The sequence below is a fragment of the Polynucleobacter sp. MWH-Spelu-300-X4 genome (assembly GCF_018687515.1).
Taxonomy (GTDB): Bacteria; Pseudomonadota; Gammaproteobacteria; order Burkholderiales; family Burkholderiaceae; genus Polynucleobacter.
The window spans coordinates 1,763,499-1,785,745 of record NZ_CP061294.1 but is presented as its reverse complement, the minus strand read 5'-3'; the positions used below and the strand labels follow the sequence as shown (position 1 = coordinate 1,785,745).

At 41.9% G+C, this 22,247-nt stretch carries 21 protein-coding genes, 1 tRNA gene and 1 pseudogene; 20 read left to right on the top strand and 3 right to left on the bottom strand.

Translation table 11 applies throughout. From position 1 onward, the window contains the following. Positions 1 to 165: 165 nt before the first annotated feature. From rpmH to ICV01_RS09055, 7 genes are all read left to right on the top strand, one after another. A complete protein-coding gene (gene rpmH / locus ICV01_RS09085) occupies positions 166 to 300 on the top strand; it encodes a 50S ribosomal protein L34 (RefSeq protein ID WP_088812781.1) in 135 nt (44 codons plus the stop codon). After that, positions 269 to 682 (top strand): ribonuclease P protein component, encoded by a 414-nt coding sequence (gene rnpA / locus ICV01_RS09080; RefSeq protein ID WP_215287641.1) that lies wholly within the window; start codon positions 269 to 271, stop codon positions 680 to 682. Before rpmH ends, rnpA begins: the two co-directional genes overlap by 32 nt. Beyond that, on the top strand, positions 682 to 912 hold the full coding sequence (gene yidD / locus ICV01_RS09075) for a membrane protein insertion efficiency factor YidD (RefSeq protein WP_215287640.1): 231 nt from the start codon (positions 682 to 684) through the stop codon (positions 910 to 912). The genes rnpA and yidD overlap by 1 nt, the downstream gene beginning before the upstream one ends. Positions 913 to 966: 54 nt before the next feature. After that, positions 967 to 2,589, top strand: a complete 1,623-nt coding sequence (gene yidC, locus ICV01_RS09070; RefSeq protein WP_215287638.1) for a membrane protein insertase YidC — start codon at positions 967 to 969, stop codon at positions 2,587 to 2,589. A 5-nt stretch (positions 2,590 to 2,594) separates the two neighbouring features. Beyond that, positions 2,595 to 3,968 (top strand): tRNA uridine-5-carboxymethylaminomethyl(34) synthesis GTPase MnmE, encoded by a 1,374-nt coding sequence (gene mnmE, locus ICV01_RS09065; RefSeq protein WP_215287637.1) that lies wholly within the window; start codon positions 2,595 to 2,597, stop codon positions 3,966 to 3,968. A 6-nt stretch (positions 3,969 to 3,974) separates the two neighbouring features. Then, positions 3,975 to 4,853: a patatin-like phospholipase family protein gene (locus ICV01_RS09060; RefSeq protein WP_215287636.1), complete on the top strand. Its 879-nt coding sequence runs from the start codon at positions 3,975 to 3,977 to the stop codon at positions 4,851 to 4,853. 85 nt (positions 4,854 to 4,938) lie between these two features. Continuing rightward, complete coding sequence (locus ICV01_RS09055) at positions 4,939 to 6,807, top strand: phosphoenolpyruvate carboxykinase (GTP) (protein ID WP_215287635.1); 1,869 nt, start codon at positions 4,939 to 4,941, stop codon at positions 6,805 to 6,807. A 50-nt stretch (positions 6,808 to 6,857) separates the two neighbouring features. Here ICV01_RS09055 and ICV01_RS09050 read toward each other — a convergent pair whose 3' ends face one another. Next, positions 6,858 to 7,802: a M23 family metallopeptidase gene (locus ICV01_RS09050; protein ID WP_215287634.1), complete on the bottom strand. Its 945-nt coding sequence runs from the start codon at positions 7,800 to 7,802 to the stop codon at positions 6,858 to 6,860. 44 nt (positions 7,803 to 7,846) lie between these two features. On the opposite strand from ICV01_RS09050, the pseudogene ICV01_RS09115 reads away from it, so the two are divergent. Further along, positions 7,847 to 8,905: pseudogene (locus ICV01_RS09115) on the top strand (FAD-dependent oxidoreductase); the annotation flags it as partial. 32 nt (positions 8,906 to 8,937) lie between these two features. Here the strand turns inward: ICV01_RS09115 and ICV01_RS09045 are convergent. Further along, positions 8,938 to 11,550, bottom strand: coding sequence for a DNA topoisomerase III (locus ICV01_RS09045; protein WP_215287632.1), 2,613 nt, complete (start codon positions 11,548 to 11,550; stop codon positions 8,938 to 8,940). A gap of 110 nt (positions 11,551 to 11,660) precedes the next feature. Next, a complete protein-coding gene (gene dprA / locus ICV01_RS09040) occupies positions 11,661 to 12,347 on the bottom strand; it encodes a DNA-processing protein DprA (RefSeq protein WP_215287630.1) in 687 nt (228 codons plus the stop codon). Between the two features lie 71 nt (positions 12,348 to 12,418). Between dprA and def the strand changes: the two genes are divergently transcribed. From def to ICV01_RS08980, 12 genes are all read left to right on the top strand, one after another. Beyond that, positions 12,419 to 12,928 carry a peptide deformylase gene (def, locus tag ICV01_RS09035; protein WP_215287627.1) on the top strand — a complete coding sequence of 170 codons (510 nt, stop codon included), beginning with the start codon at positions 12,419 to 12,421 and terminating at the stop codon, positions 12,926 to 12,928. Continuing rightward, positions 12,928 to 13,899: a methionyl-tRNA formyltransferase gene (gene fmt, locus ICV01_RS09030; protein WP_215287626.1), complete on the top strand. Its 972-nt coding sequence runs from the start codon at positions 12,928 to 12,930 to the stop codon at positions 13,897 to 13,899. The genes def and fmt overlap by 1 nt, the downstream gene beginning before the upstream one ends. 92 nt (positions 13,900 to 13,991) lie before the next feature. Further along, positions 13,992 to 14,852, top strand: coding sequence for a zinc metalloprotease HtpX (gene htpX, locus ICV01_RS09025; RefSeq protein ID WP_215287624.1), 861 nt, complete (start codon positions 13,992 to 13,994; stop codon positions 14,850 to 14,852). Then, on the top strand, positions 14,842 to 16,155 hold the full coding sequence (rsmB, locus tag ICV01_RS09020; protein ID WP_215289203.1) for a 16S rRNA (cytosine(967)-C(5))-methyltransferase RsmB: 1,314 nt from the start codon (positions 14,842 to 14,844) through the stop codon (positions 16,153 to 16,155). The genes htpX and rsmB overlap by 11 nt, the downstream gene beginning before the upstream one ends. A 10-nt stretch (positions 16,156 to 16,165) precedes the next feature. After that, positions 16,166 to 16,756, top strand: coding sequence for a DUF4390 domain-containing protein (locus tag ICV01_RS09015; protein ID WP_215287622.1), 591 nt, complete (start codon positions 16,166 to 16,168; stop codon positions 16,754 to 16,756). Continuing rightward, the gene (locus ICV01_RS09010; RefSeq protein WP_215287620.1) at positions 16,753 to 18,993 is read left to right on the top strand and encodes an ATP-binding protein; all 2,241 of its coding nucleotides are present in this window, start codon (positions 16,753 to 16,755) and stop codon (positions 18,991 to 18,993) included. The genes ICV01_RS09015 and ICV01_RS09010 overlap by 4 nt, the downstream gene beginning before the upstream one ends. A 2-nt stretch (positions 18,994 to 18,995) precedes the next feature. Beyond that, positions 18,996 to 19,667, top strand: coding sequence for a response regulator (locus tag ICV01_RS09005; RefSeq protein WP_215287618.1), 672 nt, complete (start codon positions 18,996 to 18,998; stop codon positions 19,665 to 19,667). 67 nt (positions 19,668 to 19,734) lie between these two features. Continuing rightward, a tRNA-Phe gene (locus tag ICV01_RS09000) sits at positions 19,735 to 19,810 on the top strand. A gap of 109 nt (positions 19,811 to 19,919) precedes the next feature. Further along, complete coding sequence (locus tag ICV01_RS08995; protein ID WP_215287616.1) at positions 19,920 to 20,162, top strand: type II toxin-antitoxin system Phd/YefM family antitoxin; 243 nt, start codon at positions 19,920 to 19,922, stop codon at positions 20,160 to 20,162. Beyond that, positions 20,156 to 20,422: a Txe/YoeB family addiction module toxin gene (locus ICV01_RS08990; protein ID WP_215287614.1), complete on the top strand. Its 267-nt coding sequence runs from the start codon at positions 20,156 to 20,158 to the stop codon at positions 20,420 to 20,422. Before ICV01_RS08995 ends, ICV01_RS08990 begins: the two co-directional genes overlap by 7 nt. 120 nt (positions 20,423 to 20,542) lie before the next feature. Continuing rightward, positions 20,543 to 21,583: a nitronate monooxygenase family protein gene (locus ICV01_RS08985; RefSeq protein ID WP_215287613.1), complete on the top strand. Its 1,041-nt coding sequence runs from the start codon at positions 20,543 to 20,545 to the stop codon at positions 21,581 to 21,583. 86 nt (positions 21,584 to 21,669) lie between these two features. Further along, positions 21,670 to 22,230, top strand: a complete 561-nt coding sequence (locus tag ICV01_RS08980) for a peroxiredoxin (RefSeq protein ID WP_215287611.1) — start codon at positions 21,670 to 21,672, stop codon at positions 22,228 to 22,230. Positions 22,231 to 22,247: the final 17 nt, after the last annotated feature.

The following is a 22,247-nucleotide window of genomic DNA, read 5'->3' as shown; positions in this document are numbered from 1 at the left end:
TCCACAATGCATAAGTCGGTGGATAAGCTGTGGATAACTTGTTAGTAAGTTAAATTTTTCAATTAAAACAGTAAGATAACTCTGTGAATAAAAATTAATTATATAAATATCTATTGACTCAAATAATGAAAAAATGGAAAATCTAAGGTTCCCTAGGAAATAATTATGAAACGTACATATCAACCATCAGTAACTCGTCGTAAACGCACTCACGGTTTTCGTGTTCGCATGAAAACTAAAGGTGGACGCCATGTTTTAAATGCGCGCCGTGCTAAAGGACGTAAACGCCTCGCTGTTTAAACAACAGCAATCAGAAAAAATCCTTAGAGCGGGCAAGTCATTGCCTCGCTCTAAGCGCATTTCTGATGCTAACTTAATACGTCAAGTATTAGGACAAAAACCTCAGGTTTCTAAATTTATAGCAAAACATCAGTTAGCCGATCATTCTTTAGGAGTGGCGCTTACTGTGCCTAAAAAGCTAGCTAAGCGGGCTGTTGATAGAAATCGCATTAAACGCTTAATGCGCGAAGCTTTCCGCCATTCTTTGCAAAACATATCCCAAGTTCCAGAGCTAACTGTTTTTCGTTTGCGAAAAAAAGTAGGAGAAAGAACCAAGGGGCGCTTAAGAGAGCCTGAACGACAAGAGATACGCGCTGAGCTTAATAAGCTAATGGGCCAGTGATGGTTGCAAAGTTTCTTAAGTTAATGATTCGCTTCTACCAAATAGGCTTGAGTCCTTTTTGGGGTTCACAATGTCGGTTTTATCCCACTTGTTCTTGCTATGCCATGGAGGCGATAGATAAGCATGGGGCAGCTAAAGGTTTTTTCCTAAGTGTTTATAGAATTTTGAGATGCAATCCTTGGTCAAAAGGTGGGATTGACCCGGTCCCTGAAAAGGTCACAAAAAAGTAGTCATCACACACTACAATTCCTGTTTACGTAATTAATACAGAAAACGCAAAAATAATGGACATCAAAAAAACGTTGCTTTGGGCAATATTTACTATTTCAGCCATCTTATTATTTGATGGTTGGCAAAAACACAATGGCCAACCTTCTTTATTTGCTAGCGCCCCAGCAAAAAATGTTGTGGCGAAGGCTGAAGGCTCAAACAAAGAGTTGCCAAAAGTAAATGCTGCTGGAGTGCCTACAGCTAATACAGCAGTGGTTACTAAAAACAGCGAATTACTTGTTCTTAAAAATGATGTTTTAGAGCTTGAAATTGACACACTTGGCGGTGTCGTAACAAAAGCAAAATTATTAAAGCATTTAGAAGAAGACAAAACACCGGTTGTTATTTTTGATCGTAGTGCAAAGCGTCAATATTTCGCGCGCTCAGGTTTAGTTTCTGCGTCTAATGTTGAACTACCAAATCACACACAAATTTTTACGGCGACAAAAAATCCCGCCGCAAATAGCGTGACACTTGTTGCTGAAAAAAATGGTGTGCGTTTAGAAAAAATTTACTCGCTTGCAAAAGACTCTTATGTTTTAGAAGCGAAACACGTTATTAAAAACGTCGGCGCAAAAAACTTTGATGCAACTTTATATACAGAGTTGGTTAGAGATGGCGAAAAATTAAATGAAAGCTCTTTCTACAGCACATTTACCGGACCCGCTGTTTATTCAGACGTAGAAAAGTTTCATAAGATTGAGTTTTCAGATATTGATAAAGGTAAGGCAAAATTGCCACCTGCGCAGGCTGCAAATGAAAACACCTGGGTGGCGATGGTGCAACATTACTTTACTTCAGCATGGATTCCCTCAACCGATGCTACTCGTGAGTTATATGTTGGTAAGTTAGATAGTAATCAGTATCGCGTTGGCGTTCAAACAAAGATTGAGCCATTGGCGGTTGGTCAAGAAAAAACAGAAGCGTTAAAACTATATGTTGGCCCACAACAAGAGCGTGAGCTTGAGGGTATTGCCCCAGGGTTAGAGCTTGTTAAAGACTATGGCTGGTTAACAATTTTAGCTAAACCAATTTTTTGGTTGTTAGAAAAAATTCACGGCTTAATTAATAACTGGGGATGGTCAATTATTTTATTAACCATACTTATTAAGTTAGTGTTTTTCCCGCTGTCAGCTGCAAGCTATAAATCAATGGCAAGAATGAAAGAGGTTCAACCTAGATTGCTAGAAATGAAAGAGCGATTTAAAGGAGAGCCTCAAAAACTTAATCAAGCGATGATGGAAATGTATCGCAAAGAAAAAATTAATCCATTAGGCGGATGCTTCCCTGTATTAATTCAAATTCCGGTATTTATTGCGTTGTACTGGGTGTTGTTGGCTTCTGTTGAAATGCGTGCGGCTCCATGGTTAGGCTGGATTCAAGATTTGGCTAAACCAGACCCGTACTTTATTTTGCCCGTGTTGATGGCGGTTTCAATGTTTATTCAAACAAAACTTAATCCAACACCACCAGACCCAGTTCAAGCAAAAGTAATGATGATCATGCCAATTGCATTTTCAGTGATGTTCTTTTTCTTCCCATCAGGTTTGGTTTTGTATTGGGTAGTTAATAACATTCTTTCTATTGCGCAACAGTGGCAAATTAATAGAATGTTTAGCGGGAAAAAAGCCGCTTAAATAAGATGGAAAACTGGCGCGCCCCCATTATTGCCCTTGCAACTGCTAAGGGACGCGCTAGTGTTGGAATCGTTCGTATTTCTGGTTCAGGCATTAATCAGCTAATTAATGCTCTTTGTCATAGAGAGCTTGTGCCTAGACAGGCCACCCTCCTTAGCTTTTCTGATGCGCAAAATAATGTGATTGATGAGGGTTTGGCAATTTACTTTCCAGGCCCACACTCATATACCGGTGAAGATGTTCTTGAATTGCAGTGCCATGGTAGTTCTGCAGCATTGGCGGTATTAATAGATCGTTGTTTAGAACTTGGCGCCAGCATGGATTTACGTTTGGCTAAGCCAGGTGAATTTACCGAGCGTGCATTTTTAAATGGCAAGATGGATTTAGCGCAAGCTGAAGCAGTTGCTGACTTAATTGATGCAAGCAGTGCTTTAGCGGCAAAAAGTGCGGCTAAATCTTTAAAAGGCGAGTTCTCCAAAAAAATACATATTTTTTTAGATGCGCTAACGGAGTTGCGCGCTCTAACAGAGGCCACTTTAGACTTTCCTGAAGAAGAGATTGATTTTATTAAGCAGCATGATGTTTTAGGCCGCTTAGAGAAAATCTTAAATGAGATTCATGAAATTAAAAAAGCCGCTCAACAGGGCGTCATTATTAGAGATGGCATTACGGTTGTTTTAGTTGGGCAGCCGAATGTTGGGAAAAGCTCACTTATGAATGCTTTGGCTGGAGAAGATGTCGCCATCGTTACACCGGTTGCTGGAACAACTAGAGATCGCCTGAAAGAAACAATTCAATTGGATGGCGTTCCCTTGCACATTATTGATACGGCTGGCTTGCGTGAGACAACGGATAGTGTTGAGCAAATTGGTATAGAAAGAACTTGGAAAACAATCGCTCAAGCGGATTTGGTTTTGCATTTATTAGATGCCAGCCAACAACAAAATGTTAGCGATGTGGATCAAGAGTTACTTACTAGAATTAAAAAAGAATTAGCTCCGAGTGTGCCCGTACAAATTATCTGGAACAAGATTGATCAGTCGAAGACTAAGCCGACAGTTTTAAAGAATGAGCTATTGGTTTCAGCTAAAACTGGCGAAGGATTAGATTCTCTTAAAGCAGAATTATTAAAGGTGGCTGGTTGGCAACCTGAAGCTGAGGGCGGAATCCTTGCGAGGAAGCGACATCTTGAGGCATTGTCAGAAGCGGAAGATTTTATTGAAAAATCTTTGGAGCAATTAAAAAATGGCTCTAGTTTTATTGAGTTGGCCGCCGAAGATATGCGCCTTGCTCAAGACGCCCTATCAAAAATTACCGGTGAATTTTTGCCAGATGATTTACTTGGAAAAATATTCAGTACCTTCTGTATTGGCAAATAAGCTTAAATGAAATTTGATCAAATTGTTTTTGCCGGTGGAGGAAATCGTTGCTGGTGGCAAGCTGGCTTCTGGCATCGATTAAATGAGGCGTTTCCTCAGGATCCTGAAAGAATTGCCTCAATTAGTGCTGGTGCAGCAACAGCCTGTTTGTTATATGCAAGGCCGGGTCGTGCAGGGGCTCAGTGGGGGCTGGACTATTACGCTAAGTCATTGGCGGGCGTTAAGAAAAACGCCAGATGGGAAAATTTGTTTTCTGGTGAACCAGTCTTTCCACATCATCAACTTTATAAAAATGCGTTAATTAATATATTAGCGGATGGTTTTGATAATTTACAGCAAGCACCAAAGATTCAAATAGGTTTGGCACAAATACCAAGTTGGATGGGGCCAAGAAGTGCGGTTGCAATTGGTTTGCTTGCCTATAATGTTGAAAAACACATAAGAAAAAGTTTGCACCCCACTTTTGGGCGTTCTTTAGGTTTTAAGCGAGTATTTGTTGCCGCTCAGGACTGCCCAAATTTGGCATCTTTGGTGGAGCTTATTTTGCAGTCATCATGTACCCCACCATTTACTCCTGTTATGTATAGAAATGGCATAACTGTTTTGGACGGTGGGCTGGTCGATAACGTGCCGATTGATGGTTTGGAGCCTGCTCAGCCGGGTGATGCGCCTAAAGAAATTTTGGTACTTTTAACTAGGCGCTATAAACAACCCAATCATCTTGTGCGCGAGTTGCCGGGTTTAAGGTTGCACTATGTTCAGCCGGCAACCCCGGTCCCCATATCTAGTTGGGACTATACCCATCAGGAATTAATGCCAGTTACCTACCAGCAGGGGTGGAATGATGCAGAAAAGTACCTGTTGGCAGGAATGTTTAATAGTTAGGGTTTTTCAATCTAAGCCGGTCTTGTAAGGCTAGAAATAGCCCCAAGTGGTATCCTTACGGTATTCCAATCACACTAACAGAACCATGAATCAACCTACGATGAAGGGTGTGGCCGCCCTTAATGTGCCATCTTATGTTAAACATCAGAAATTAATTGATTGGGTGGCTGAAATTGCTGCTTTAACCCAGCCAGACTCTGTTTATTGGTGTGATGGCTCTCAAGAAGAATATGACCGTCTTTGTGCCGGTATGGTTGCTGCGGGAACTTTAAAAAAATTAAATCCAAGTAAGCGTGAAAACTCTTATTTAGCCTGTTCTGATCCTAGCGACGTAGCTCGCGTTGAAGATAGAACCTATATTTGCTCAAAGAACAAGGCAGACGCTGGCCCAACAAATAATTGGATGGATCCAGCGGAAATGCGTCAAACGCTAAAACCATTATTCACAGGTTGTATGAAAGGCAGAACGTTGTATGTTGTGCCTTTTTCTATGGGGCCTTTAGGTTCTCCAATTGCTCATATTGGTGTTGAGTTATCTGATAGTCCGTATGTGGCTATCAATATGCGCATCATGACGCGTATGGGCAAAGGTGTTTTTGATGTTTTGGGTACAGATGGCAATTTTGTTCCTTGCGTTCATACAGTAGGTAAGCCATTGCAAGCCGGTGAAAAAGATGTTGCTTGGCCATGCAATTCAACTAAATACATTGTTCATTACCCAGAAACTCGCGAAATTTGGTCATATGGTTCTGGTTATGGTGGCAATGCATTATTAGGTAAGAAATGTTTTGCTCTACGTATTGCATCAACTATGGGTCGTGATCAAGGTTGGCTAGCTGAGCATATGTTGATTTTGGGTGTGACATCTCCAGAAGGTAAGAAATATCACGTGGCGGCGGCGTTCCCATCAGCATGCGGCAAAACAAACTTTGCTATGTTGATTCCACCACAAGGATTTAATGGTTGGAAAGTAACCACGATTGGTGACGATATTGCTTGGATTAAACCTCGCAAAGACCCTGTAACAGGTCAAACTCGATTGTTCGCTATCAATCCTGAGGCGGGCTATTTTGGTGTTGCGCCAGGAACAAACACATTAACAAATGCCAATTGCATGGCGTCTTTAAATAAAGACGTTATTTTTACAAACGTTGCTTTAACAGATGATGGTGATGTTTGGTGGGAAGGCATGACTGATAAAGCTCCAGATCATTTAATTGATTGGCAAGGTAAAGATTGGACGCCTGCTGATTCAGCAAATGGTCGCAAAGCATCTCATCCAAATGCGCGTTTTACAGTTGCGGCAACAAATAATCCAGTTATTGATCCAGAGTGGGACAACCCTGCTGGTGTTGCGATTGATGCCTTTATTTTTGGTGGTCGTCGCTCAACAACAGTACCTTTGGTGACAGAGGCTCGTAATTGGGTTGAAGGTGTTTATATGGCGGCTACGATGGGTTCTGAAACAACTGCTGCGGCAGCTGGTCAGCAAGGTGTTGTTCGTAGAGACCCATTTGCGATGTTGCCATTCGCAGGCTACAACATGAGCGATTATTTCCAACACTGGTTGGATATGGGTAAGAAGTTGGAAGCCGAAGGCGCTAAGTTACCAAATATTTATTGCGTTAACTGGTTCCGTAAAGATGAGAATGGTAAGTTTGTTTGGCCAGGTTATGGTGAGAATATGAGAGTTCTTGCCTGGATGTTGGGCCGTATTGAAGGCAAGTCTTCAGGACAAGAAAACATTTTTGGTACAACGCCTTCTCACGCTGATATTAACTGGTCTGGCTTAGACTTTAGTACAGCACAGTTTGATAAAGTAACTTCTATTGATAAAGCAGCTTGGCAGGCTGAGATGAAATTGCATGATGAGTTGTTTGATCAACTTTCATACCATTTACCAAAAGAGTTAGCTGAAACAAAGAATGCTTTAGAGGCTCGATTAGCCGGTTAATAATGAAGTGAATGAAGAAGTAAATAAAAAAGCCCTGAAATAGGGCTTTTTTATTGCGTGAAATTTGCTTGAATGCTTGTTGCTCGAGGGAGCATGTTGCTAGGGTTGATATTGGTTCCGGCGCGCAATATTTCATAGTGCAGATGGGGGCCACTTGAGCGCCCTGTATTGCCAACCTTCGCAATTAAATCACCGCGTTTTACTGTTTGCCCTACGCGAACGAGTAGCTGGCTAGCATGGGCGTATCGAGTTTTAAATCCTTCGGCGTGATTAATTTCAACCACATTACCGTATTGGGAGTCCCATCCCGATTTACTAACAACACCATTTGCTGAGGCAATAATGGGGGTTCCAACCGGCGCTGAGAAATCAATACCATCATGGCGTGCCATATTTTGTGTAAAAGGGTCAATACGCAAACCATATCCACTTGATAGTGAATACTCACCCTTCATTGGGATGCTAGTCGGAAGACTTGATAACCAAGTTGCTTGTTTTTGCCAAATTTGATTCGTTTCAGCAATGCTTTTTTTGAACTCACTAATATCTGCTAAAGAGTTATCTAGCGTTTCAATTAAATCAGCGCCGCTATCAACTTTTTGAGCGGGAAGTTTTAATGGGCCACCCTTACCGCTTCCACTGGGTATTTGAGACTTAACAGCGCTGGGCGTGGCTAAGTCCATAAAGTGATCTTTGAGCTTTTGCATTTGGGCAACTTCGCTTGCAGTTGACTGAAGTTTCTCTTGAATTTTTTCAAGACGCTCAAGATAACCGGCTTCAATTTTGTCTTGCTCGGCCTGGGTTAATACACCACCCATAACTCTAGCTAGCTCGGGACGTTTTTCAATGGCAATTCTTAGACCAACAAAATGCAATGCGCCACCAATAGCGATTAAACAAAGCGCAAAAAAGCAAACCGCTATGGAGACAGTTCTGAGGGTAATAGAGATTTTTCTAACTCGGCCCGTTGGACCGGAAACCCACATTAATTGCATGAATAGATATTCAAGTTGGTCAGATATGCATTATAAAGGCAGCCATGCATAAGCCAAATCTTGAACATGAGTACGACGCAATAGTCATTGGTGGCGGGATTGCGGGTACGGCGATTGTTAAGTCATTGAAAAATAACGGTATAAATAATTTTTTATTGATTGATGAGGGAGTTTCTCCGGCAACCGGGACAAGTAATCACTTTGCAGCGCTTTGTCATCCTTATATTGGTCGGGGGGCTTCGAGATTACAAAGATTAACCCACTTGGCTTTTGATGAAGCTAGGCTTGTTTGGGCAAATAATTGGTGCCAAGGAGGGGTATTTCATTTGGTCAAGAAAGGGGTGTCATTTAATAAATTCAAATTAAGTGAGCACTTGCTGTCTTTGGGATTCAATAATGATAATGCAATTGCATTAAGTGAAGATGAGTCAAAGCCTATTATTGGTATTCAAGCAGCTGGGACATGGTTCCCTAGTGGCGGGTGGGTCAATCTTAAAAAATCATGTGAAGAAGAGTTAAGTCGGCTGCTTCCTAGGCAGGTAATGTGGCAGACCAAGCTTACAAAAATAGATCGAGATGGAACGCTTTGGGTGGTTTTCGACCAGGATAAAAATCCCTTGGCGAAAGCTAAGAGAATTTTTTTAGCCGCTAGTTTGGGGACCAAGGGGTTAGCTGAAACGGCAGGGATTCATCTGCCTTTAAAACCGGTTCGGGGGCAGTTATCTACATTTGGATTTTCAAAGACAACTCCTTGGGCAGAAAATTTGCCTAAGGTGGCTTTATCCGGGAAAGCATATTGTTTACCTCCAACCCAATTATCGGGTGATGTATATGAGTGGCAGGTGGGTTCGACTTACGATGAAGAAGTGAGTGATTTAAGCCCCTGGGCTGTTAGTCATGAAGAAAATAGACATCAGCTGGCAGAGATGATTGGGGCAGAGCTAACAGAAGAAACACTCATGGCAAAGGATGCCTTTGTTGGTATTCGATGTGTCGCTAAAGACCGGCTTCCCATGATGGGACCAATCCCTGGCTATCCAGGTATTTATGTTCTTACGGCGTTAGGATCTAGAGGAGTGATGTGGTCAGCGCTTGCAAGCCAAATGTTCACGGAACACTTGGCTTACGAAATGGCTCAATCAGCTTTCTTAGATGCGCGTTTTTTTGCTGGTGCGCGTTTAACGGCGGCTGGTTTAACCGATGACTTAGCAGGAGCTTTATCCCCAGCACGCTTCTTAGCGGGCGTTTCAAATTCGAAACCAATTTTGCCATCAGGTTGCTTAGCTAAATAAGCTTTAAACCCTCTGCCTGTTCGCATAGATTTAAAGTTGCTGAGTAAGTCCGTCTTACCTTCATTTAACAACTTAGTTACTTGCTCTCGAGAAATTTCTTGCTGAAGAACAACTTTACCTGTTGAGAAATCGCAAGCCTTATTCGGCCCTACGCTTCGTTCACAAAGATATTTCATGCCATGTTCATAAACAGCAGCTGAACATTTAGGGCATGGACCCAACGCTGTTTGGCCCGTGAAATCAACTTCCTCGCCATCATCATCTTGGCTATTACCGAAATCAAATTCGAGTTTATAACCAGCGTTTGGATAATCTTTATCGTCTTCGGGGATAGATACCAACTTAATAATGGCTGCAAATGGGCGTCCCATTTTGCTGCGGAAGCCTTGCAGTGGACCAATTTCTTTATTAGCAATTAGCGTTTCGGCTTCTTCAGTTTCAAAGGCTCTGCCGCCTGGAATTTTGCTAATAGAAAAACCGCACTTTTCACAGGCAAATCGTCTGTAATTTTCTTTTACCAGGCCGCCACAGTGTGGGCATGGTGTTGCAAGGTCAGCATAATCACCCGGAATCGTATCGCTGTCATATTCTTTTGCGCGTTTAACAATTCGCTGGGTCATTTGTGCAATTTCTTGCATAAAGCTATTACGATCAATTTGCCCTTTTTCCATGAGAGTAAGTTTATGTTCCCAGTTACCGGTAAGGGCGGGATGCGTTAATTCTTCAACGCCTAACCCGCGTAACAACGTCATGAGCTGGAATGCTTTGGCTGTCGGAATTAATTCTCTTGCTTCACGAACCATATATTTTTCAGCGAGCAAGCCTTCAATAATGGCCGCTCTTGTCGCCGGCGTTCCGAGACCTTTTTCAGACATGGCCTCTCTGAAGTCATCATCATCAATTAATTTACCTGCGCCTTCCATGGCAGACAAAAGCGTTGCCTCGGTATATCTAGCAGGCGGTTTTGTTTTAAGAGCTACAGGCGTAATAGATTCCGTTTGAACTGTTTCATTAGGAGCAACTGCCACTAACTCTTTATCGTCTTGTATTGATTTGCCGTAAACAGTTAACCAGCCAGGGCTTGTTAAAACCTTGCCCTCAGTTTTAAATTGGTGGCCACTTACTTCTGTAATACGCGTTGTAACTTTAAATTCAGCGGATGGGAAAAAAATTGCCATGAAGCGTCGAACAACTAAGTCATATAGCTTTTGTTCAGGTTCTGAAAGATTTTTTGGCGCTTGTAGTGTTGGAATAATCGCAAAGTGATCAGATATTTTGCTGTTATCAAAAATCTTTTTATTTGGTTTAACCCAAGAATTTTTTAATATTTGAGAAGCAAATGGATAGTAATTGTCAGAGCTATCCGCCAACATTTCTAGCGTGTCTTTGACTGTTGGTAAATAGTCTTCAGGTAATGCTCTTGAATCAGTTCTTGGGTAGGTTAATACTTTATGTCTTTCATAAAGCGCTTGAGCCAAACCTAAAGTATTTTTTGCTGAAAAACCAAATCTAGCGTTTGCCTCACGTTGCAAACTTGTTAAGTCAAATAAATGAGGGGCTGCTTGCGTACTTGGTTTTGATTCTTCTGTTACCTTGCCGGGCTTGTCGTGACAGGCTGCGACAATGCTTGCAGCAGCAGCATCACTCCATAAGCGACTATCTTTTCTTTCAGGATCAGCGGCAACATCTTTGGATTCTTTTTTAAATTTAGGGTCAAACCATTTCCCTTGGTAAATGCCGGCAGCGCAAATAAATTCAGCGCTAACTTCCCAATAATCACGAGAAATAAATTTACGAATGAGTTCTTCACGCTCAACAACGATTGATAGTGTCGGTGTTTGAACGCGGCCAACCGTTGTTAGAAAAAATCCACCAGCTTTACTGTTAAAGGCAGTCATGGCTCGTGTGCCATTAATACCTACCAACCAATCTGACTCAGATCGACAGCGCGCGGCATTGGCTAAGTTAAGAAGCTCTTCATCACTGCGTAAATGTGCAAAGCCATCACGAATAGCCTGGGGAGTCATCGACTGCAACCATAGGCGCTCAACTTTTTGAGGTGCTTTGGTGTGTTGTGCAATCAGTCTAAAAATTAATTCGCCTTCACGTCCCGCGTCACATGCATTAATTAGGCGATTGACATCTTTTCTTTTAATTAACTTCTGTAGAACTTTTAAGCGAGCTTCTGTTTTTGGTATTGGCCGTAAGTCGAAATGAGGAGGGATAACCGGTAAGTTGGCAAAAGACCATTTCCCACGCTTAACTTCATAAGCATCTGGCGCAGCTATTTCAAGTAAATGGCCAACAGCAGATGACACAACGAACTCATCGCTTTCAAAGTAGTCCTCGTGCTTCGTGAATCCACCTAAAGCACGGGCAATATCCGCCGCTACGGAGGGTTTTTCAGCAATGATGAGGGCCTTGCTTGGGCCGGTTTGTGCACTTGTTTTTGCCACGTTACAGCTTTCCCAAAGGGTCAAATTAATTAAATTTCCTTTTTTTATTATTAACCGATAAATGAAAAATTAGGAAAAATTTCAAAAATTAGGTAATTAAGCCCCTGTTTTTAAAACCATTTTGCGCATCTAACCCCTTGATAAGGCTTAAGTTCATCTAATATGTCTGCGGTGTTTTGGGTTAGTTTGGCGCCATCCTTAATAAGATAGTGGCACCCTTCGCTTCCTTTTTCTTCAATAGATCTCGGGATGGCAAAAACCTCCCTCCCTAGCTCGGCAGCCTGCTTCGCTGAAATTAAAGAGCCCGATTTAATAGTGGCCTCAACGACCAAGGTGCCAATGGATAGTGCTGCAATCAGACGGTTTCTTTTGGGAAAGTGGAAGGGTTTTACGCCAGTTCCTAGGGGGTACTCGGATAAGAGGAGGCCTTTTTGAGCTATTTGATCAAATAGAGCCTGATGGTGTTTGGGGTAGCAAATATCTAATCCTGCACCGCAGATGGCTATTGTTGGGTAAAGAATATCGGCGCTAAGAGCGCCAAGATGCGCTGCCGCATCAATGCCCTCTGCAAGACCGGAGATGATGCAGAAACCTTCTTTAGACAGCTCCTGAGAGAACCTAAACGCTTGTTTTAAGCCTTGCCCACTTGCTTTTCTCGATCCTACAATGGCCAAGCCAACTTTGCTGAGAGTTTCCAGGTGGCCTAAGCAGTAAATTTGTTTAGGGGCATCGGCCAAGTCTAGCAATCTCCTTGGATAATAGGGGCTTAATTGATTGATGGTGATAATAGAGGGCATGGCTAATTGTCAAAGCTCTTTGTTCAACCCTCAATCAGCATTAACTGATTTTTTTGTAAGATATTTCTGAAATGGCTGTATTACCAATTCTTCATTACCCAGACCCTCGCCTACATACTGTTGCAAAGCCGGTAGGAGAAATTAATCAAAAAGTTCGCCAACTTGTGGCGGACATGGCTCAAACTATGTATGAGGCTCCGGGAATTGGCTTGGCTGCAACACAGGTTAATGTTCATTTGCAAGTTGTTGTTATTGACTTATCTGATGAGCGTAATCAGCTTCAAGTATTTATTAACCCTGAAATTATCTGGGCAAGCGAAGAAACTAAAGTTTGGCAAGAGGGGTGTTTATCTGTGCCAGATTTTTATGATGAGGTGAATCGTCCAGCTGAAGTTAAGGTTAAGGCGCTCAACTTGGATGGCGAGACGTTTGAGCTGCATGCCGATGGATTGTTAGCTGTTTGTATTCAACATGAAATGGACCACTTAAAAGGTAAAGTATTTGTCGAATATCTTTCAGCCCTAAAGCGCATGAGAATCGCTGGAAAGTTAAAAAAGAAATTAAAGGCGGGTGAGCTGTAATGCTAAAGGTTGTTTTTGCTGGAACACCTGAATTTGCAAAAATAGCATTGCAAGCGATTATTGCTGCGGGACATGAGGTTGTGCTGGTAATGACACAGCCTGACAGGCCTGCAGGTAGAGGTATGCAATTACAGGCGAGCCCCGTGAAAGCGCTTGCACTGACAAAAAATATTCCCGTATTACAGCCGACATCTTTACGTATCAATGGTAAATATGCAGATGAAGCTAAAGAGGCTTTAAAAGTTTTAAACGACACCAGTTTTGATGTGATGGTGGTTGCTGCTTATGGATTATTGTTACCCCAAGAAGTTTTTGATATTGCAGAAACATCAGGTCGAGCAGGATGTCTAAATATCCACGCATCTATATTGCCTAGGTGGCGAGGCGCTGCACCAATACATAGAGCAATAGAGGCCGGCGACAAAGAGACCGGTATATCCATTATGCAAATGGACTTAGGTTTAGATACTGGGGCCGTTATTGCAAAAAAAGCTATCGACATTTCTGAAGAAGACACGACTGAATCATTGCATGATCATTTGGCAATCTTGGGTGGAGAAATGATTGTGAATGCTTTGGCGGATTTTGAAAAAAATAAAGTATTGCCAAGCACACCCCAAGAGGAAGCCGGAACAACTTACGCCAATAAAATTTTGAAAGAAGAGTCTCGAATCAATTGGTCCGAGAGCGCGCAAAAAATAGATTTAAAAATTCGGGCATTTAATCCATTTCCCGGGGCAACGTTTCAAAATGGTGAAGAGTTAATAAAGGTTTGGCACTCTAAATATTTGGGTGATAAAACAAACGCCCCATCAGGAGCTCTATTAGCTATTGAAAAATCAGGGGTTGTTGTTGCGGCCGCGGGTGAAACAATACGATTAACTGAATTACAAAAACCGGGTGGAAAAAGAGTGGCTGCTTATCAGTTAGCGCAGTCAATGGGTTGGCAGGTTGGCCACCAATTTATTTAATTCCCACTTGAATATATCAACCATTCAACACATATATAGTTTTGTTAGACGTTTGAAACTAGAATGCTCCAAATAAATTATTAAGGACATAAATGTTTAATTGGTTTAAAACAGCTTTATTAATGGCAGCAATCACTGGTTTATTTATTGTGGTTGGTGGCATGCTTGGCGGTGAGCAAGGCATGCTCATGGCGCTGTTATTGGCCTTTGGCATGAATTTTTTCAGCTACTGGTTTTCTGACAGCATGGTTTTAAAAATGATGAATGCGCGTGAGGTTGATGAAACTACCGCACCGCATTTTTATCGCATGATTGCTGAACTTGCACAAAAAGCAAACTTGCCAATGCCACGTGTTTATTTAATTGAAGAAAGTGCACCGAATGCTTTTGCAACAGGAAGAAATCCTGAGAATGCTGCCGTAGCTGCAACAACGGGTATTTTGCAAATTCTTTCCGAAAGAGAAATTAAAGGTGTTATGGCCCATGAGTTGGCACATGTAAAACATAGAGATATATTAATTTCAACGATATCTGCGACTATGGCTGGCGCATTATCTGCTTTGGCAAATTTTGCAATGTTTTTTGGTGGTAGAGATTCTGAGGGTCGTCCAAGCAATCCGATTGCAAGCATATTGGTCATGATATTGGCGCCTTTGGCAGCCAGCTTAATTCAAATGGCTATATCTCGTGCGAGAGAATATGAGGCAGATAGAGGAGGCGCAGAAATTTGCGGCGATCCATCAGCACTTGCTAGTGCGTTAGAAAAAATTCATAACTACGCAACTGGTCGACAATTCGACGCTGTAGAGCATCATCCTGAAACAGCTCAAATGATGATCATGAATCCATTGTCAGGTGGCGGCATCGCTGGTCTATTCTCAACACATCCGCCAACTGAAGATCGCGTATCTCGTTTGATGGAAATGGCAAGAACAGGAATGTATCCTGTCTGAAATTAAACCCCAAGGCGTTAGCCTATCGAAAGCCCTCCTTGCTTCTGCAAAAGTACTTGAGCAGGTGCACGAGGGCGCCTCATTAACCGTAGCAATTCAGTCTGCACCTATAGCGTTAAGGCCCGCTGTACAAAGTATTACTTTTCAAGCATTAAGGCGTGGTTTTTGGGTGCAGGAAGTTCTTAATCAATATTTGCAAAAAACACCCCCAGGTCTAACCAAGTATTTACTTTGGGCAGCCATCGCATTGGTGCCAGAAAAAGATCGCGAGCCCATGTATGCGACGCATACATTAGTCAACGAAGCGGTGAATGCCACGCATTTAGATAAAACAATGTCTTATGCTAAAGGACTTGTGAATGCGATTTTGAGACGCGTTCTTAGAAGCCCTGATATTTACAAAGAAATTTCCGAGGATGAGAACCCGTCTTACCCTGATTGGTGGTTGGAAAAATTAAAACGAGCTTATCCATCCGAGTATCAAGAAATAATTCGTTGTTCTAGAGAAAAGCCACCACTAATTATTCGGTTGAATCAGCGACAGTTAAATACGCCGGAGAAAATGCAAAGTTATCAAGAGTCTTTGCGGGAGGCAGCAATTAATTTTGAACCTTTAAATAAGGTGGCAGGTTCTAAATTATTAAATGCGTTACATATTACAAAACCAGTTCCTGTAAATCAGTTACCGGGATTTTTTGAGGGAGCCTGTTCTGTGCAAGATGCGGGTGCTCAATTAGCTGCTTATTTGTTGGCTCCCAAAGCTCAATCAAGGGTATTAGATGCTTGTGCTGCGCCAGGTGGAAAAAGTGCTCATTTGTTAGAGTTATTTGATATCCAATTAGACGCTTTAGAAATTGATCCAGCCAGGGCTAAAAGAATTGAGGAGAACTTCTCTAGACTCTCTTTGTCAGGTGGGAAAGTATTGGTGGGCGATGCATCGAATCCGAAGCCTTGGTTTAGTGGTGAGCCCTATGATGCCATTTTGGCGGATGTGCCTTGTTCTGCCTCAGGAATTGTTCGTCGTCATCCGGACATTACTTATTTAAGGCAAGAGGCAGACATTAAGAATTTGCAAATTACACAAAGAAAAATATTGACTGCTTTGTGGGCTTTGCTTAAGCCGGGTGGTAAATTGCTATACGTAACCTGCTCAGTTTTCCCTGAAGAGGGTGAGTTGCAGGCTCGGTGGTGGTTAAATAGTGTGCCGGATGCTGTACGATTGGAGGCACCAGGGCAATTGTTGCCGTCAATGAACCACGATGGCTTCTTTTATGCGTTGTTTGAAAAGTCAAAAACACACTAATTGGTGAAAGATGCGCCAGATTAATAACTGGATTGCTAAGGTTGTATTTTTGATGGTCATCATGACCAGTGTCGCCTATGGTGATGATATTAAGTTTAAGAAAATAACCTTATCGCCAGGCGATAAAACTTGGTTATTGAATGCTGAAATTAATTTGGAATTAAGTCCTGCTTTGGAGCAATTAGTTAAAAAGGGGGTCACGCTTCATTTTGTTACAGAGTTTCAATTAACTAAGGGGCGGTGGTATTGGTTTGATGAAAAAATTGTTGATGTTCAGAGAACTTCAAAAATTTCTTATCAGGCATTGACCGACCAATATCGTGTCACGCTTGGTAGCGTGACACTAACGGCCGCTAATTTAAAACAAGCCATGGCAGCGGTTAGCACAATAGATGACTGGGCCGTAGTAGATCAGTCCGCGGTTAATCAAAACCAGAGTTATATCGCTGCGATTCGTATGAGGCTGGACACTAACCAATTAGCCAAGCCCTTTCAGGTTAATGCAATTAATTCAAAAGCATGGAATCTGCAAAGTGAGTGGAGTAGATTTGAATTTACGCCTAAAGCGGTGCCATTAACTCATGGGGTAAATGCTCAATGATGCGCTTTTTGGCTAAACCCATTTTGGTGGGGGTCGTTGTTCTTCTAGCGCTTATTTTATTGGTATTGTTGGCCACCGCATCAGCCAATACTTCTTTCTTTGAAGAGTATTTCGCCATGTTGTTTGCGGCAAATATATTTATTGGTATTTTATTTTTTGCCGTTATTGTCGGCTTAATCATTAGCATTGCTATGCGTTGGCGCAAAGGATATTTTGGAGCCAAACTTATTGCTAAATTGGCCCTGTTCTTTGCATTGGTTGGAGTCTTGCCTGGTGCTATTTTGTACGGTGTTTCGCTACAGTTCGTGTCGCGAAGTATTGAATCTTGGTTTGATGTGAAGGTTGAGCGTGCGTTAGAGGCGGGGCTTAATTTAGGCAAAGCTAGCATTGAAGTATCAAAAGATGATTTGTTGGGTAAGGGAAGAGAGCTAGCAAACTTAATCGGATCAAACTTAAGAACGCAAGGTGAGGGTGGATTAACCTTATTGCTTTCTCGGCAACGCCAGCAAATGGATTTAGAAGAAGTTGCTTTATTTGGCAGTGGCGCTAAATTAATTGCAAGTGCTAGCTTAGGTTTGACTTCGGCTGTTTCTGAGATGTCATCACAAGACAAGCTCAATCAGGCAAAGACTGTTGGAAATTTCACCCAAGTTGATGAGCCTAATAAAGCTGATAAACATCCAAGCTATGCAGTAAAGATCATTATCCCGATTCAGAGTGGCGCTTCACAAGGCAATCTAACTTCATTTAACTTGCGAACTCAATCGGAAGACAAATATCTATTGTTGGTTAAATATATGCCTGAGAGCATCAGTAACAATGCCTTATCTGTGCAAGAGGCTTATATCGAGTATCAAGAAAAGGCCTTAGGTAGATCGGGCCTTCGAAAAATGTATATCGGGACATTAACGATTACATTATTTTTAGCGCTCTTCATTGCAGTTACCTTAGCTTTGTTGCTGGGTCGCCAATTGGCCTACCCCTTATTGATGTTGTTAAAAGGTACAAAAGCGGTTGCTGAGGGAGACTTATCGCCAAAACCTGAAATTAATACGGGTGATGAGTTGGGCATGCTCACCAAGCAATTTAATGTCATGACTAGACAATTGCTTGAAGCAAGAAACTCGCTTCAAGAATCTAAAGCATTGTCTGAAAGTGTTTTATCTAATTTAACTGCGGGAGTTTGTGTTTTAGACGAATCCTTTAAATTGGTTATTGCTAATGCTGGCGCATCAAGAATTTTTGAAATTCCTTTAGAGAATTATGTTGGTAAGAGTTTAGGCTCGATTGATAAGCTTTTATCTTTTGAGCGTGAAGTTAAACAGGAGTTTGAGGCGTATCAAATTTCAAGCCAAGACCCTGATGAGCACTGGCAAAAACAAATTATTCTGGAAGACCAGGTGGAAATTGATCCACAACATAAGCAAGGTATTACTTTGTTGGTTCGAGGTACCCATCTTGCGAGCGGTTTATATATCGTTGTGTTTGATGATATTTCTGAGGTGATTACCGCTCAGCGTTCCATTGCGTGGGGTGAGGTTGCCAGACGACTTGCTCACGAAATTAAAAACCCATTAACACCCATTCAGTTGTCAGCTGAACGCTTACAGTTAAAGTTGGAAAATAATATTGCACCGGAGCAGCAAGAGTTATTAACTAAGAGCACTAGAACCATCATTGCTCAAGTTGAGGCCATGAAAAAAATGGTCAATGACTTCAGAGACTTTGCGAAAACTCCGGAAGCTAATTTACAGGCCTTGTCATTAAATGATTTGATTACAGAAATTCTTTATCTCTATGAAGGCAGTCCGGTATCTGCTGATTTAGATATTAAGTGTCCAGAGATTATTGGAGACTCGATTCAGTTAAGGCAGGTCATACATAACCTTATTCAGAATGCGATTGATGCAAGCATGGAAGCGCATGCGAATGCGGACTTTTCAATATTGGTTAAAACAGAGTTGCTGCCATATCCCAAAAATAGCGAAGTGGGAGTGGGTATTGTGAAGTTAAGCGTGATTGACTCTGGAACGGGATTTTCAGCAAGAATATTAAGTAGAGCTTTTGAGCCTTATGTCACGACAAAAGCAAAAGGTACTGGATTGGGCTTAGCAATGGTTAAAAAGATCGTTGATGAGCATGGTGCAAGAATTGAGTTACGTAATCGCATGAAAGAAGATGTGGTGATAGGTGCTGAGGTATCTATTTATTTCAATCAATTAGTGAAGCAAAGTTAGCCATGGCAAGTATTTTGGTAGTAGATGATGAAATGGGCATTCGTGAGTTGCTCAATGAGATTTTGACTGACGAGGGTCATTCGGTAATCTCTGCGCAAAATGCTCAAGAGGCTAGAAACGCTAGAGACAACCTAGAGCCAGATTTGGTTCTTTTAGATATTTGGATGCCGGATGTTGATGGTGTTACTTTATTAAAAGAGTGGTCGGTTGGTGGTCAGTTAACCATGCCTGTGGTGATGATGTCTGGCCATGCAACGATTGACACAGCCGTTGAAGCAACAAGAATTGGTGCAGTTAATTTCTTAGAAAAACCTATTGCACTTCAAAAGCTTTTAAAAACTGTAGAGCAAGCTTTAGAAAAAGCACCGCCTAAAGAATTATTTCAGGCAGAGATAAAACAAGAGGTTGCAGTATCTGCACCTAAAGTTGAAGAATTAGAAATTTACGAATCAAAAGATGTAAAAGATATGCCAGGTAATTTTGATTTGGCATATATTGATTTACCGCTTAGGGAAGCTCGGGATCTTTTTGAAAAAGCCTATTTTGAATATCACCTAGAGCAATTAGGTGGCAATATGACAAAAGTGGCTGATAAGACTGGCCTAGAAAGAACCCATTTATACCGCAAGCTCAAAATGCTAGGTATAGATGTCGGTAGTTACAAGGGAGATTAACGAGTAATTGGAGGCCTAGGGCAAGTTATTGGGCTTTCTAACACTTTCGTATATAATCTTGCTTCTTGGCCTGGTAGCTCAGTCGGTAGAGCAGAGGATTGAAAATCCTTGTGTCGGTGGTTCGATTCCGCCCCGGGCCACCAAGAAATACCAAAACCACCTTCGGGTGGTTTTTTCATTTGGTCTAGCGGGCTAGTTATACGATTGACAAGACGTACGTTATTACGTACTATGACCAAAAGAGGTGAAATTATGTCAACACTAACAGTCACGGAAGCAAGAGCAGATCTCTATCGCTTAATTGACCAAACGGCAGAAACACATAAGCCTGTGGTTATTTCAGGTAAGCGTACTAATGCTGTTTTGGTTTCTGAAGAAGATTGGAGCGCTATTCAGGAAACGCTACATCTATTGGCGATTCCAGGGATGCGTGAGTCTATTAAAGAATCCATGGCTGAGCCTTTGGCTAAGAGTAAAAGGACATTGAAGTGGTAACTTGGAATTTAGCCTATTCCAAATTTGCTCTTAAAGATGCTAAAAAACTCTCAGCCGCGGGATTAAAAGATAAAGCACAGGCGTTGTTGGATATATTAGAAGTAGATCCATTTCAAAATCCTCCGCCATATGAAAAATTAGTTGGTGATTTAAAGGGCTCTTATTCTCGGAGAATCAATATTCAACATCGTTTGGTATATGAGGTTTTCCGCAAAGAAAAGACGGTACGTGTTTTAAGAATGTGGACTCATTACGAATAAATTAGCTATTAACACTAAGTTGGTAGCTTAGCTGGTAGAGCAGAGGATTGAAAATCCTTGTTGTTGCTCAAATCCCCAGGGTCCTGTAATGTCTTTTAAAGTCACATTTAATTTAATGACATGTTTAATTTTTCAAAATTAGAAATTCCAATCATTCAAGCCCCAATGGCGGGCGGCATTAATAATCCCAAATTGGCTTCAGAGGTTACCAATGCCGGAGGTGTTGGTAGTTTTGGATTTGCTTACAGCGCACCGCAAAAAATTAGCGAAGACTTGGTAGCTACACGAGCTTTAACTAAAGGGCCCATTAATGCAAATTTCTTTGTCTTTAGTGCGGTTGATTTGCCCGCACAAGCAATTCAAGCGCAAGCAATAGATGCATTAAGAAATTTACCTATTGCCGGTGATTGTTCGGTATCCATACCGCAAGCCCCTTTTTATCCTGATGTTGAAGAGCAGCTCCATCCTGTATGGGAGCATTGCCCTGAAATTGTGACATTTCATTTTGGGATTCCCCCGCTAAGGGTGATAGAGAAAGCTCATTCACTAGGCATAGCAGTTGGTGTTACAGCTACCAGCGCTGAAGAAGCAATTGCTATTGAAACAGCGGGCGCTGATTTTATTGTGGCGCAAGGCATTGAGGCTGGCGGTCACCGCGGCATATTTAACCCAAGTGCTGCTGATGAAAAATTAACGGCAATTCATTTAACTAAAAAATTAGTTAAGTGTTGCTCTATACCAATAGTTTGTGCTGGCGCAATCATGGATGGGACAGATATAGCCAATGCTCTGAACGCGGGTGCTGTAGCTGCTCAATTGGGAACAGCATTTTTAAGTTGCGATGAGTCTGGCGCATCACCAGCCCATAAAAATTACTTGCTCAACCAACATGGCAGAGGCTCAGTATTTACGAAAGGTTTCTCAGGTAGGCTTGCTCGAGGCATTGAGAATGAATTCATTCGCCTCATGGAAGACAGGGTTACTTTGCCATTTCCGATACAAAACACAATGACAGCGTCTTTACGCCAATTGGCTGGAAAAACCAATAACGGTGAATATCAAAGTCTTTGGGCGGGTCAAGACTATTCGAGAGCCAGAAATCTTAGTGCCAAGGATTTAATGCTGACCCTAAAGAACGAGTTTTTAGTTGCTATGGGTTGATGTTGAGTCGAGCGCCTATATGCGCTTCCAGAAGGGTTTCATTTTTATCATCTAAAAGCCCCCTTTTTCTTCTGTAGAATGGTTTCATGACCAATCTTAATCAGCTGCCTATAGATCTTCCTATTCCAGAGGATGATGGTGCTACTGCTCATCTAAAAGGCATGCGCTTGCCTAATGTTTCTTTGCTGGCAACTAATGGTCTAAGTATCGATATAGGAGCAATTCAAGGCTGGTTAGTTATTTATTGTTACCCAATGACGGGCCAGCCTAATGTGGCATTGCCGGATGGTTGGGACCAAATTCCTGGGGCAAGAGGTTGTACGCCACAGAGTTGCTCATTTAGAGATCACTATCAAGAGTTACAAAATTTGGGCGCAGAAGTTATTGGTTTGAGCGTTCAAACAACTGAATATCAAAAAGAGATGGTTGAGCGACTGCATTTGCCATTTCCTGTGGTGAGTGATGCGAACTACCAATTTCAGAAGGCATTGAACATGCCAACGTTTGTTGCGGCAGGGATGACGCTTCTAAAGCGCGTAACATTAATTGCACATAACGGAGTGATTAAGGCTGTGCATTACCCTATTTTTCCAAGTGATAGTGATCCAGCATGGGTCATTAATTATTTGCAAACACAGCAGGCCTAGCCTTTGGTGGTATGAAG

Bases quoted from the DNA above. Each gene is read 5' to 3' on its own strand.
- ICV01_RS09055 (WP_215287635.1), top strand. From the start codon at position 4,939: ATGAATCAACCTACGATGAAGGGTGTGGCCGCCCTTAATGTGCCATCT.
- def (WP_215287627.1), top strand. From the start codon at position 12,419: ATGGCTGTATTACCAATTCTTCATTACCCAGACCCTCGCCTACATACT.
- ICV01_RS09015 (WP_215287622.1), top strand. From the start codon at position 16,166: ATGCGCCAGATTAATAACTGGATTGCTAAGGTTGTATTTTTGATGGTC.
- rpmH (WP_088812781.1), top strand. From the start codon at position 166: ATGAAACGTACATATCAACCATCAGTAACTCGTCGTAAACGCACTCAC.
- mnmE (WP_215287637.1), top strand. From the start codon at position 2,595: ATGGAAAACTGGCGCGCCCCCATTATTGCCCTTGCAACTGCTAAGGGA.
- fmt (WP_215287626.1), top strand. From the start codon at position 12,928: ATGCTAAAGGTTGTTTTTGCTGGAACACCTGAATTTGCAAAAATAGCA.
- ICV01_RS08980 (WP_215287611.1), top strand. From the start codon at position 21,670: ATGACCAATCTTAATCAGCTGCCTATAGATCTTCCTATTCCAGAGGAT.
- ICV01_RS09005 (WP_215287618.1), top strand. From the start codon at position 18,996: ATGGCAAGTATTTTGGTAGTAGATGATGAAATGGGCATTCGTGAGTTG.
- htpX (WP_215287624.1), top strand. From the start codon at position 13,992: ATGTTTAATTGGTTTAAAACAGCTTTATTAATGGCAGCAATCACTGGT.
- ICV01_RS09050 (WP_215287634.1), bottom strand. From the start codon at position 7,802: ATGCAATTAATGTGGGTTTCCGGTCCAACGGGCCGAGTTAGAAAAATC.
- ICV01_RS08985 (WP_215287613.1), top strand. From the start codon at position 20,543: ATGTTTAATTTTTCAAAATTAGAAATTCCAATCATTCAAGCCCCAATG.
- yidD (WP_215287640.1), top strand. From the start codon at position 682: ATGGTTGCAAAGTTTCTTAAGTTAATGATTCGCTTCTACCAAATAGGC.
- dprA (WP_215287630.1), bottom strand. From the start codon at position 12,347: ATGCCCTCTATTATCACCATCAATCAATTAAGCCCCTATTATCCAAGG.
- yidC (WP_215287638.1), top strand. From the start codon at position 967: ATGGACATCAAAAAAACGTTGCTTTGGGCAATATTTACTATTTCAGCC.
- ICV01_RS08995 (WP_215287616.1), top strand. From the start codon at position 19,920: ATGTCAACACTAACAGTCACGGAAGCAAGAGCAGATCTCTATCGCTTA.
- ICV01_RS09010 (WP_215287620.1), top strand. From the start codon at position 16,753: ATGATGCGCTTTTTGGCTAAACCCATTTTGGTGGGGGTCGTTGTTCTT.
- ICV01_RS09060 (WP_215287636.1), top strand. From the start codon at position 3,975: ATGAAATTTGATCAAATTGTTTTTGCCGGTGGAGGAAATCGTTGCTGG.